Source organism: Thioalkalivibrio sp. ALE31 (genome assembly GCF_000377405.1).
Classification (GTDB): Bacteria; Pseudomonadota; Gammaproteobacteria; order Ectothiorhodospirales; family Ectothiorhodospiraceae; genus Thioalkalivibrio.
In genome coordinates this window covers 400,294-411,808 of record NZ_KB905022.1, presented here as the reverse complement: position 1 = coordinate 411,808, position 11,515 = coordinate 400,294, and the positions used below count along the sequence as shown (strand labels likewise).

Sequence of the window (11,515 nt, the reverse complement as noted above, 5' to 3'; positions counted from 1 at the left end):
AAGCACATGAAGAGCACCAACATGCTCGAGCGGCTGAACGAGGAGATCCGGCGCCGGACCCGGGTGGTCCGGATCTTCCCCAACACCCACAGCTGTCTACGTCTGGTGCGGGCCCTGGCCGTCGAAATCCACGAAGGCTGGCTGGAGGACAACCGCTACCTGAACATGGATCTGCTCAAAGAGCACAAGAAGATCTTGCTCCGGCAGGCCGAGGCCGCCTGAGCCATACGGACCAACCGAACATGGCCGACTCATTTCTGCACAACTTGACGCACACAACCAAGAGCCGGGGTCGCCTCCAGTGACAAAACCCCCAAACAAACTGACCGCCCGCGTCACTTGGGGTGACCATTTTTGTCACGTGACACATCTGAACCGCCGTATGTCGTGACCCAAACCCCAAACCGAATGGCCACACAGCGCTGTTTATCCGGGTTCTGATGTTCCTGGCACACCCATTGCATCTACTGAGACAGCTGCCCACGGGGTGGCCGGGCCTCCGGCCCAGCTTTCATCACATCAAGGGAGTATCACCATGCATCAAGCCATGCGTACCGGAATCAACAAGCCGAAGGCCCAGCAGGGTTTTACGCTGATCGAACTCATGATCGTGGTTGCGATCATTGGCATCCTGGCCGCTATTGCGATTCCGCAGTATCAGGACTACGTGGCTCGCTCTCAGATGAGCACCGCTTACTCCGAAATCAATACGTATCGGACCGCGATTGAAGAGCGTCTAGCTCGGGGAACCGACACCGACATGACCGACACCGCTCATCTCGACGAAATTGGCTACAGCCAATCTAACCTGGCCGCCGGCGCCCCAACTGGTTCAATTGCAACCGACGGCACCGGCACCATCATCATGACTCTTGACGGCGCGGCCGCTGCGGCTATTAACGGGGCCACTATTGAACTGGAACGCGATGTCAACGGCAACTGGACGTGCGAGATTGACAACCGTCCTGGTGGCTGGAAGGAATCCTATCTTCCGGGCTCCTGCACTGAAGCCTAACATTAAGGTACAAAGGCACCCCCTTAGGGTGCCTTCTGAGCCCCGGCCTAAGCCGGGGCTTTTTTGTTAGAGCGATACTGGCGCGAGGCGCTCATCTGACCCTTCGGGCCACGACTATCGGACAATCACTTGGTCGGGTGCACCGCCGAGGAAATCCATATGTTACATTGACTTGGTTCGAATTTTGCAGGATTTCTGGACGATTCAAAAGCAATGCGAGATCCGGCCATGCCCCCAAAACACAGCACCCATGGATTTACCCTCATCGAACTTATGATTGTCGTTGCGATCATCGGCATCCTGGCCACCATCGCAATCCCGCTGTATCAGGATTATGTCGCACGCAGCCAGATCCACTCAGCACTCTACGAAATCTCCGGTCTCAAGACCGCCGTCGAAGACACACTCGCGCGTGGCCAGGTCACCAGCGCCGACTCACCCGACATGGCGGATCTGGGCGTACCGGGTGCGGCACCGTCCGACCAGACCGTCGACACCTCTTTCGGTCAAATATCAAAGGATAACAACGCGGCTGGCAATGGAACCGAGTTCGTCCTCACCATGACCCTTGGCGAAGGCGCGAGCGCCCGCGTGGGTCCAGGCGTCAATGGTGTCATGCTGTCACTGCGCCGGCAGCCCAATGGCCAATGGTTATGTGAAATCGCGGACACTCCAGCCGGATGGAAAGAAAGCTTTACTCCATCCGGGTGCAGCGAAATCTAAGGGAATCCTCTGGGACACCCACTTAAGGGAATCCTCTGGGACACCCACTTTGTCGGCCGGGACATCCACTTTGTCGGAATCCCGGAATCCCTGGGACACCCACTTTGTCATAAGCCGGATTCGCTGACGCACCCACTCTCCGGGACACCCACTTTGTCATGGGGCATCCTTCGGGACACCCACGTTGTTTTCGCCCACGTTGTTTTCGGGAACGGGCCTTCTGGGACACCCACTTTCCTCGGTCGCCCAACTTCCTCGGCCGGTCCCTGCGAGGGCATACCGGAAGCGCAGGCACACCCAGTTTGCTTGCCGTGCTCCTGAAAACCTTCAGGACAATGGCTATGCTATCGGCAGGAGCGCAACGGACATGCGTTCCGGCAGGCCTACTCCACGGAAGGAGTTCATCATGACCGAACCCCGCTCGACCCTCGTCTCTCTGGACGATACGCCCTGGTACCACGTGGTCTCGCGCTGCGTGCGGCGCGCCTTTCTGTGCGGCCACGATGCGCACACCGGCCGCTCCTTCGAACACCGGCGAGGCTGGATCGCCGACCGCATCAAGCAACTCGCTTCGGTATTCGCCATCGACATCGCGGCCTACGCGGTGATGAGCAACCACTTTCACATCGTCGTCCGGGTGGACGACACGCGGGTCCAGGGCCTGGGGCGGGACGAAGCCCTGAGTCGATGGACTCAACTCTTTGCCGGACCGACCCTGGTGCAGCGGTATCTGGCGGATGCGGAACGGCTCGGTCAAGCGGAAATCGAGCTCGTGGACGCTTGGGCGGAGACATATCGCTCGCGTCTGGCTGATCTTTCGTGGTTCATGCGCGTGCTGAACGAGTCGATCGCACGGCAAGCCAACGCCGAAGACGGGGTGACAGGACGCTTCTGGGAAGGACGCTTCAAGAGCCAGGCGCTCCTCGACGAACAAGCTGTACTGACCGCCATGGCCTACGTTGACCTCAACCCCATCCGGGCCGGGATCGCGGATACACCCGAGCGTTCGGATTACACATCGGTTGCCGAGAGGGCCGACCTGCTCCTCAGGTTGGCCATGGACGACGACCCGCAAACCTGCGGGTCACCGAGGATCGATGCGGCCGATTCAACGAAAGGGTGCATGAGACGCTCGTACCGAATCGCCAGGGCGGTCGGACATCAGTGGCGTGCGGATCCACAGGATGCAGAATCCCTGAACCTCGAGTGGGCCCTGAATCGTCTGCCGGGTGCCCCGCTAATGCCATTCGATGCCACTGGCCGGACGGAACCGGCGGTGCCCTTTGGGTTCGAGGACTACCTGCAGCTCGTGGAGGCAACCGGCCGCGTGATCCGCGAAGACAAGCGCGGCTTCATTGATGGTGCAACCCCACCCTTGCTGGTACGTCTGGGAATCGACCCAGACCAGTTCATCCTCACCTCCAGCCGCTTGCTGCGGCAATTTGGCAGCGTGGTGGGGACACCGGGTCGCATCACGGCCCGGTGCGACGCGCGCCAGACCCGCTATCTGCGAGGCATCGGGGCCGCCCGCAAGCTCTTCCCCACTCGCGCTGCCTGACACCGTCGACCGCCATACAGATGCCAACAACCGGGATTCGCAGACGCTCTGCGCCATTAATATCCGCCGGGACACCCACATTGTTGGCTCAATTCGGCCCGAATGGAGATCGTAGCCTTGCTTCGGGACACGGACTTCGTCTCCGCCCATTACCGCTACGCTTCCCGGGAAGGTATGATATGACCATCTACATGGTCAGGAGAGTGCGGGATGTCCGAGCCAACGGTTAGCCTGGCGAATGCCAAAGCCCACCTGAGTGAGCTGGCGGAACGTGCTGCTGCAGGTGAATCCATTCTCATCACCAAGCGAGGCAAGGCCGTCGTACGCCTTTCCAGCGCCACCACACCCAGGAAGCCGATCGATGCGAATGTGCTCCGTGCAGTCACGGATACCCAGCACAACAGTACCGATGAGACCTTCATCCGTCGTATGCGTGATGATGCTCGCTACTGATGCGCTATCTGGATACCAGCGTCCTGGTGGCAGCCCTCACTCGCGAGCCCCGAACCGAGGACATGCAGAATTGGCTGGCGGCACAGGGCGCCGGTTCGCTGTGCATCAGTGAGTGGGTGCTTACGGAGTTCTCCGCGGCCTTGTCCATGAAGGTTCGAATGGAGATCCTGACACCCCGGGAACGGGCGACCGTGCTTGGCGCATTTGCGGCGTTGCGGGAATCGTCACTCTCGACCCTGCCGATCTCGTCTATCGATTACCACACCGCTGCCCTCTTCGCCGACGATCATGCCTCCGGGTTGCGCGCGGGCGACGCACTTCACCTGGCCATTGCGTACAACCACGGCGTGGAACTTTGCTCCCTCGACAAGACGCTCGTGGCCGCTGCAGAACCCATGGGCGTGAATGCGACGCTGCTGTAGTTTGCCAAGAATTCAGTTCTGCGGGACATCCACTTTGGCGACCATTCGTTGGCGCGGTGGCACATCCACTTTTGCGCGATGTCATCCCGGCCGGAGCGAAGCCAGGCGCCGGGATCTCCCGCGTAGAGGCTGCCCCAATCATCGAGATCCCGGATAACCGCTTCGCGGTTTGCGGGATGACCGGTGGGTGGGTGCGCTCTCTCAGGACACGCACTTTGACGCTGCGTCCTTTGTTGCTGGGCCCAATTCGACCGCAGGACACTGGGCGGAAGTTTACTTTTGGTTCCCCAAGCACCGGCGCGCGGTCGGGCATCTTATTGCCAGAGGCTGGATTCGCTGATGCACCCGGCAGTTTGGGCAGGTCCGGCGAGGGCGGGGGCTTCGCCTGCAAGCAGGCTCCGACCGCCCATCGCTCGCGAACGCAGGACTCGAACGCGACCGTACGGGACAAGCGCTAGGATTACCGGGACGTCCACTGGACCCGGAAGAACCTCGCGGACACCTCACCTGTTCTGCAGCACTACGGAAATGTCAGGATTGGGATCAAGAGTTACCGGGGCGTAGAACGAGAAAGGGCCGCCCCGGATTCCCTTCCTGGACGACCCTTTTGGGGCTTCCCTGCCCCGAGGCACAAGCTAACAGAACCGATGTGGAGTTCCAGCCGCGTGGCGAACATTTCCATGAGCGGTCGATTTCGATCTCTGATCGGTAGTTTTTGCTGGAATATTTTTCTATTTCGCCGAAATCGCGGCAGCCACCCACGAGGGTCCAGCTACTCTCGATCGTGGGCCGTGGGTCGCCCCAGAGGGTCGGGGTGATGCTCACGCGGGCAGGGGCTTCGCGGCCGAGACCGCTCCTACATGGCGTGGCGTTGCCGCTTCGGTCGGGCCAGGTGAAGCGTGTGGCTCGATGCGCAGTCCGCGCGTCAGGTCTGAAACAATTGGTTGGCGGGGGCGGGTCGGCCGAGGAGGTAGCCCTGGCCGGTGGCACAGCCTTCGCGCAGCAGGAAGCTTCGCTGGGGTTCTTCCTCCACGCCTTCGGCGATCAGGTCCAGTTCCAGGGCGGCGGCCAGTGCGATGATGGCGCGGATGATGGATTCGTTGTGGCGGGAGTGGCCGATGTCGCGCACCAGGGACTGGTCGACCTTCAGGCGATGCAGCGGCAGGCGGCGCAGGTGCGCCAGGTTGGAGTATCCCGAGCCGAAGTCGTCCATGGCCAGTCGGACCCCCAGGCTGTCCAGGCGGCGCAGGATCGCCAGGGCCCGTTCCGGGTCCTCCATGATCATGGTCTCGGTCAGTTCAACCTCGAGACGCTCCGGGGCGATGCCGTGGCGCTCGAGGGTCTCGCGCACGGTCGCAACCAGCGCCTCGTCATGGAGCTCGCGGGCCGAGAGGTTCACGGCCATCATGGGGATGTGTCGGCCCGCCGTGTCCCAGATGGCGAGCTGGCGACAGGCCGCTTCCAGCACCCAGCGGTCGATCGATACGATCAGCCCCGTCTCCTCCGCCAGCGGGATGAACTCCGCGGGGGATACCATGCCGCGGCGCGGATGGTTCCAGCGGACCAGGCTCTCCACCCCCACACACTCGCCACTGGCGAGATCGAACTGGGGCTGGAAGTGGAGCACGAATTCCTCGTTGGCGATGGCCTGGCGCAGGTCGTTTTCCAGAAACAGTCGGTGCTCCGTCAGGGCGCCCATCTCCGGGGTGTAAGCGCACCAGCCGTCACCGCCACGGGCCCGCGCCGCCTGCATGGCCAGTTCGGCCGCGGTCAGCAGCTCCTCCCGGGTCTGGCCGTCGTCCGGGAAGCGGGCCACACCGGCGCTCACGGTGAGTACCAGGCTGCGCCCCGAGGTCTCGAAGGGGGCGCGCAGGGTATCCAGCAGGGTCTGCATAAAGGCTTCCAGACCGTCGTGTTCCGGGGTCTCCACAATCAGGCAGAATTCGTCCGCGCCGACGCGCGCGATGGTGTCCTGGGGTGTCAGCGTCTGGCCCAGGCGTTGCGCGATCCCCTGCAAGACGGTATCGCCCGCCGAGGTCCCCAGGGTCTCGTTGACGTTGCGGAAGCGGTCGAGGTCCAGCAGCACCACCCAGCGCGCCTCGCCATCGGCCATCGCGCGCTCCACCGTGTGCCCGAGGCGATCCTGCAGCAGCGTTCGGTTCGGCAGCCCGGTACGGGTATCGAAGTGCGAGATCTGGCGCAGCTGCTCCTTCTGCTCGATGCTGTCGGTCAGATCGGTCCAGGCGCCGACGATTTCCTGCTCGCCCCGACCGCTCGCGCCGGGGACCAGCCGCATCTCGTCGCGCACGTGGCGCAGCTTGCCCCAGCCATCAAACAGCCGGAATTCGCGCACCACCTCGCCGTCGGTCAGCAGCCGCTGATTCTCCTGCAGGGCACCGACCCGATCCTCGGGGTGCAGTTGCTGTTCCCACCAGCCGGGGCGCAGCGCGGCAGCCGGATCAACCCCGAACAGACGCTGAATGTTGGGACTCACCCACTGTGGTGTGAGATCCGAGGAGGCGAGCTGATAGATCACCGTCGGGCCGCTGTCGATCACATGCTCCAGCCGCTGGTTGGCGGCCGCCAGCTCCCGGGTACGTAGACGCACCTGCCAGCGCAACAGCAGTCCCGCGACCGCCAGGAGCAGCACCAGGCCCAGCGCGGAAAACAACGCCCAGCGGACCCAGCCCGGCAACCCGGGCGAATCATCCGCCAGCAGGGTCTCGGCAAGGGCCCGCTGATAGGGCGAATCCGCCAGGGGCTTCCATTGATCCAGATAGGCGTCGATCACGGCCAGGTACTCGCCATGCCGCTCCGGCGTGGCCGCGTAATAAAGGCCCACCTGGCCGAAGGTGATGGGGGTCTCCACCAGGCCGAAGGCCCTGGCATGCTGGCGACCGTAGAAGTTGTTGCTGACCGCCGCGACAGCCTCGCCTTCCCCAACCGCCGCGAGGACCGCCGGCAGGCTGGTGAAGGTGACCAGTTCGTACTCGAGGTCCGGATCGCGCATCTGCTCCTGTCGCAGATGGCTTTCCTGCACGGAGCCTTCCAGTACGGCGAGCCGCCGCGAGCCAAGCGCTTCCAGGCTGCTGAAGCCGGATTGCGGGAAGGCGTACACCTGGCTCCAGCCCTGCACGACCGGGATCTGGTGAAAGTCGAGAAACTCGTCGCGCATCTCGGTCAGGGCCACGTCCGGCATCAGGTCCAGCCGGCCCTGGCGCAGATCCAGCAGGCACTGAGCCCACTCGCAGGGGATATACTCGATCTGCCAGTGTTCGCGTCGGGCAATGGAGTCCAGCAGGTGCACGAACAGACCACCGGCCTCGCCCTGCGCGTCCACGCTGACCTTGGGCGCGTTGTCGTACACGCCTACCCGCAGTTCCGCCTCGGCGAACGCCTGCCCGGCCGGCAGCATTGCGAGCAAGCACGCGGCCGCCGCCCCCACGAGGGCCGTCCATGGCCTACGACATTGCGCCGGTTTACGGGATCGAGTCAGACCGGCGCCCGGAGGCATTGCATACTCGTCCGACACGTTAATCGAACTCCCTGGGCGGTATAGCCTCCAGCATAGTGCCACGGCTTTGATCCTGCTGCGCGCCGGCACCGGAGTCGCGCCTATTCCACCAGCACGCGATCCCGGCCGGCTGCCTTGGCCGCGTACATCAGGTTGTCCGCGCGCCCCAGCACATCGTCCAGCGTATCCCCCGCGCGGAATACCGTGATCCCGAACGAACCGGTGACCGGTACTCCCGCAATCGGCTCGGAAGCCAGGGCCGCCCGGCAGCGCTCGGCCAGCTGCTGCGCCTCGTGTGCTGAGGTCTCCGGCGCCACGATCAGGAACTCCTCCCCGCCCCAGCGGGCGACGAAGTCCGGCTCGCGCAGGTTGGCCTCCAGTCGACGCGCCACACCCTCGATCACGGCATCGCCACAGGCGTGACCATGCGCGTCGTTCACGGCCTTGAAGTGGTCGATATCCATGCCGATCACCGCGACGGGATGCCCGTAACGCGCCACGGCCGCGGCCTGGCGGTCCAGAAAGGCCTCCGCGGCCCGGCGATTCGCAAGTCCGGTCAGGGGGTCGGTGCGCGCGGCCCGCGCCATGGCCTCGGACCGGACCAGGGCATCCTTCACCGTGTCACGCATCGAGGTGGCAATACTGGCCAGCACCAGCAGCACACCGAGGAACAGGTGCACCCGCAACAGATAGACCGCCGTCTCGGTGGCAAGCGTACCGTCCAGGGCCTCCCCGATTACCCCGGCGAGCGCGATGAGCGACGCAACGATCAGGATAGCCAGCCCAGCGCGCAGACCCGCGCGGTGATCCAGCATCACGAACGCCGCGAGGATCACGATACCCACCGCCCAGTAATGCCCGCCGGCCAGGACCAGAAGACGGTCGTCCAGCGAACCCCCCGCATGAAAATGCCAGGCCAGCCGCGAGAGGACGATCGCGGCAACAAGAGCCAGCATCCAGGGCTCCAGCCGCGCGAGCCAGTCGGGCCGGCGCCAAAGGGTCAACCACAGGCCCGCCAGCAGTGCGGCAAAGAGCGGATAGAGGTACGCCAGGAACGGATCACCGGGACCGCGGATCGACCAGCTCAGCAGGAAGATCGCCACCCCGCCCGCCAGCGCCACCAGGTATACGAGGCGCTTGCGGGCCTGCAGTTGTGCCGCTTCGGCATGAGCACCGCCGCTGGATGGATCGTCCATCGCCTGATCCCCGATCGGGCGGACGGACCGCCGCTGATGAATGGCTCCCGGGCCGACCCTCGCGCACGCCCCGGGGTGCCCCGAGCATGCCGGGCGTCATCACGCGGGACAATCCCGACCACGCAAAAGGCCGCCCGGGGGCGGCCTTTTGCAGCTACTGCAATGATGGAGGCTGGGGTCGGAATCGAACCGGCGTACACGGATTTGCAGTCCGCTGCATAACCACTCTGCCACCCAGCCTGTATCGGGTGGGTTCCGGTCCGCGAACGCACGGGCATCTGCGCGGGCCGAAACAGAAAACCCCGGCGGAACCGGGGTTTCAGGAATCTGTTGGAGCGGGAAACGAGATTCGAACTCGCGACCCCAACCTTGGCAAGGTTGTGCTCTACCAGCTGAGCTATTCCCGCTCTTCGTTATCGGCGCGTATTCTACCGCAGATTCCCGGCAGGTCAATACCCGCGGTAGCCGATCGCCCCGGCGCCATGCACCGCGCGGTCAAACACCACCACCTGGTTGCGTCCGGCATTCTTCGCGACATACATCGCGGCATCCGCTGCCCGCGACAAGCCCGGTCCGTCGGCCGCATCCAGCGGAAACAGCGCAATCCCGATGCTGCAGGAGATCCGCACCTCGACGCCGTCGCAGTCGAACGGTTCGGCCAGGGCCGCCCGAATCTTCTCGCCAATCACGGCGGCCTGTGCCCGGCTCTCCTGCGCCGACTGGAAGCGCGGCAGCATCACCACGAACTCGTCCCCCGCAATGCGCGCAGCCACGTCGCTTTCGCGTATCGCACCCGCCAGACGCTGAGCCACCGCACGCAACAGGAGATCCCCAACCGCGTGGCCATACTGATCATTCACCGGCTTGAATTCGTCGAGGTCGACGAACATCAGGGCTACCGGCTGCCCGCCGCGGCGAGCCCCTGTCAGTTCGTGATCAAGGATCTGGTAAAAAAGAGTGCGATTTGGCAAGTCCGTGAGCGGGTCGTAATGAGCCAGTCTCTGCATCTGCTCCTCGGTTACCTTGCGATCAGTGATGTCACGCGCAATACCGAGGAACTCCGTCACGCGACCCTCCTCGTCCAGCACCGGCGACACGTTGCTAGTGTGCCAGCGGTAATGCCCATCCTGATGACGGATTCGATACTCGATGCCCGAGGCTTTCTGCCCCGTACGGGCGATTCCCTCGAGAAAGGCGTAGCAGGCCGGAAGATCCTCCGGCGCGACGTACTCATCAATGGCGTGGTCGATGGCATCGCTGATCGGGTACCCCAGGTTTTCGGTCCAGTTGGGCGATACGTAGCTCAGCACGCCATCGGGGCGTAGCGAGTAGATGACGTCGCTGGCCGTCTCCACGAAGGCGCGAAACTTCGCCTCGCTCTGACGCAGCGAAGCCTCCAGTTGCTTGCGCTCGGTCACCTCGGTGGCAAAGCCGGTCCAGACCACGGAGCCATCGTCGAGGCGCCGAGCGGTGTCGTAGGCGGACAGCCACATCTCGCCGCCCCCGCGACACCGCATGCGGAACTCCATGCTCGCGTGCGCCCCATGTTCCTCAGTGGCTATCGTGGATCGCACCACTCGCTCGCGGTCGTCCGGATGGATGCATTCCAGTAGCGGCGCGCCGTCAACCTTCAGTGACTCCCGGTCCACGCCGAACCAGTGCTCCGCCAGCTCGCCAACATAGGGATAGGAGAAACGCCCGTCCGCCTCCCTACGTAGCTGGTAAACGAAGCCGGGAAGCAGCCCCTGAAGCGCCTCCAGCGTCTGGATGTTGTCGAGGTCTAGCTGGGGGCCAGGCATGGGCGCTCCCGCGGGCGACACGTGGTCGATCATCGCAGTGTATCGCCAAACCCCGGCGCGGCGGAACGCACCGGGTCGCCCGGTGGGCGCCGCTTGTCGCGTGGCGTCAGGGACGCCGACTAGAAGGGATTGCGCCGCGCGTCAGTTGCTTCGCGCGGCAGCCAGCATGTACTGGATCATCGAGACCAGCGTGAGCGCCGCGGCCAGATACAACAGCAATTCGCCGATCACGAAGGTGGGGAGCCCGGCGATCGGCTCCGCCCAGAGCAACAGGAAGATCGCGACCATCTGGGCCGTGGTCTTCACCTTGCCCACCCAGGACACCGCCACCTTGGCGCTGCCGCCAATCTCCGCCATCCACTCGCGCAGCGCGGAGATCGCGATCTCGCGCCCGATGATCACGATCGCGGCCAGTGCCAGGCCCAGCCCCGGGTTGTGATCGACCACCAGCACCAGCGCCGCGGCCACGATCAGCTTGTCCGCGACCGGGTCCAGGAAGGCGCCGAACCGGCTGGTCACCTTCCAGCGCCGGGCCAGATAGCCATCCAGCCAGTCGGTCAGCCCCGCCAGGGCGAAGATGATGGCGGCGAGGACGCCGCCCAGGGGCATCGCCAGGCCATAGAACACGGCTACCAGCAAGGGGATCATTACGATCCGCGACCAGGTCAGCCAGGTGGGCAGTTGGGGGAACATGGCAGTAGCTTAAGGAAACACTGATTAATGTGCACGCTCGCGCTCGAGTCGCTTTTGCGTGCGTCTAATGCGCAGTGACCACCGTGCAGTCATTCTGCACAAGCAAACCGCAACGCCGGAGCCCCTTCGGGGTTGGCACCCC

10 protein-coding genes and 2 tRNA genes are annotated in these 11,515 nt (G+C 64.0%); 6 read left to right on the top strand and 6 right to left on the bottom strand.

Annotation, left to right across the window (positions count from 1 at the left end; genetic code table 11):
- The 6 genes from D103_RS0107810 to D103_RS0107785 all read left to right on the top strand — a co-directional run.
- Nucleotides 1-222: transposase (locus D103_RS0107810; protein ID WP_026280305.1), on the top strand; the 222-nt coding region annotated here is incomplete at its 5' end.
- A 313-nt stretch (nucleotides 223-535) separates the two neighbouring features.
- Complete coding sequence (locus D103_RS0107805) at nucleotides 536-1,015, top strand: pilin (protein WP_018876417.1); 480 nt, start codon at nucleotides 536-538, stop codon at nucleotides 1,013-1,015.
- A 213-nt stretch (nucleotides 1,016-1,228) separates the two neighbouring features.
- Complete coding sequence (locus tag D103_RS0107800) at nucleotides 1,229-1,738, top strand: pilin (RefSeq protein ID WP_017942077.1); 510 nt, start codon at nucleotides 1,229-1,231, stop codon at nucleotides 1,736-1,738.
- Nucleotides 1,739-2,144: 406 nt separating this feature from the next.
- Nucleotides 2,145-3,296, top strand: coding sequence for a transposase (locus D103_RS0107795; protein ID WP_018867975.1), 1,152 nt, complete (start codon nucleotides 2,145-2,147; stop codon nucleotides 3,294-3,296).
- Nucleotides 3,297-3,506: 210 nt separating this feature from the next.
- Nucleotides 3,507-3,749 (top strand): type II toxin-antitoxin system Phd/YefM family antitoxin, encoded by a 243-nt coding sequence (locus D103_RS0107790; protein WP_018867974.1) that lies wholly within the window; start codon nucleotides 3,507-3,509, stop codon nucleotides 3,747-3,749.
- Nucleotides 3,749-4,171, top strand: a complete 423-nt coding sequence (locus D103_RS0107785) for a type II toxin-antitoxin system VapC family toxin (RefSeq protein ID WP_018876416.1) — start codon at nucleotides 3,749-3,751, stop codon at nucleotides 4,169-4,171. The genes D103_RS0107790 and D103_RS0107785 overlap by 1 nt, the downstream gene beginning before the upstream one ends.
- A gap of 925 nt (nucleotides 4,172-5,096) precedes the next feature.
- Here D103_RS0107785 and D103_RS0107780 read toward each other — a convergent pair.
- From D103_RS0107780 to pgsA, 6 genes are all read right to left on the bottom strand, one after another.
- A complete protein-coding gene (locus D103_RS0107780; RefSeq protein ID WP_018876415.1) occupies nucleotides 5,097-7,586 on the bottom strand; it encodes an EAL domain-containing protein in 2,490 nt (829 codons plus the stop codon).
- Nucleotides 7,587-7,786: 200 nt separating this feature from the next.
- The gene (locus tag D103_RS0107775) at nucleotides 7,787-8,881 is read right to left on the bottom strand and encodes a diguanylate cyclase (RefSeq protein ID WP_018876414.1); all 1,095 of its coding nucleotides are present in this window, start codon (nucleotides 8,879-8,881) and stop codon (nucleotides 7,787-7,789) included.
- 166 nt (nucleotides 8,882-9,047) lie between these two features.
- Nucleotides 9,048-9,121, bottom strand: a tRNA-Cys gene (locus D103_RS0107770).
- 91 nt (nucleotides 9,122-9,212) lie between these two features.
- Nucleotides 9,213-9,288: transfer RNA gene (locus tag D103_RS0107765), tRNA-Gly, on the bottom strand.
- A gap of 42 nt (nucleotides 9,289-9,330) precedes the next feature.
- Nucleotides 9,331-10,680 (bottom strand): sensor domain-containing diguanylate cyclase, encoded by a 1,350-nt coding sequence (locus D103_RS0107760; protein WP_018876413.1) that lies wholly within the window; start codon nucleotides 10,678-10,680, stop codon nucleotides 9,331-9,333.
- 141 nt (nucleotides 10,681-10,821) lie between these two features.
- The gene (gene pgsA, locus D103_RS0107755) at nucleotides 10,822-11,373 is read right to left on the bottom strand and encodes a CDP-diacylglycerol--glycerol-3-phosphate 3-phosphatidyltransferase (RefSeq protein WP_018876412.1); all 552 of its coding nucleotides are present in this window, start codon (nucleotides 11,371-11,373) and stop codon (nucleotides 10,822-10,824) included.
- Nucleotides 11,374-11,515 lie beyond the last annotated feature (142 nt).

What these genes read in the sequence shown, in the direction of transcription:
- D103_RS0107805 (WP_018876417.1), top strand. Translation starts at nt 536, where the DNA reads ATGCATCAAGCCATGCGTACCGGAATCAACAAGCCGAAGGCCCAGCAG.
- D103_RS0107800 (WP_017942077.1), top strand. Translation starts at nt 1,229, where the DNA reads ATGCGAGATCCGGCCATGCCCCCAAAACACAGCACCCATGGATTTACC.
- D103_RS0107795 (WP_018867975.1), top strand. Translation starts at nt 2,145, where the DNA reads ATGACCGAACCCCGCTCGACCCTCGTCTCTCTGGACGATACGCCCTGG.
- D103_RS0107790 (WP_018867974.1), top strand. Translation starts at nt 3,507, where the DNA reads ATGTCCGAGCCAACGGTTAGCCTGGCGAATGCCAAAGCCCACCTGAGT.
- D103_RS0107785 (WP_018876416.1), top strand. Translation starts at nt 3,749, where the DNA reads ATGCGCTATCTGGATACCAGCGTCCTGGTGGCAGCCCTCACTCGCGAG.
- D103_RS0107780 (WP_018876415.1), bottom strand. Translation starts at nt 7,586, where the DNA reads ATGCTGCCGGCCGGGCAGGCGTTCGCCGAGGCGGAACTGCGGGTAGGC.
- D103_RS0107775 (WP_018876414.1), bottom strand. Translation starts at nt 8,881, where the DNA reads ATGGACGATCCATCCAGCGGCGGTGCTCATGCCGAAGCGGCACAACTG.
- D103_RS0107760 (WP_018876413.1), bottom strand. Translation starts at nt 10,680, where the DNA reads ATGCCTGGCCCCCAGCTAGACCTCGACAACATCCAGACGCTGGAGGCG.
- pgsA (WP_018876412.1), bottom strand. Translation starts at nt 11,373, where the DNA reads ATGTTCCCCCAACTGCCCACCTGGCTGACCTGGTCGCGGATCGTAATG.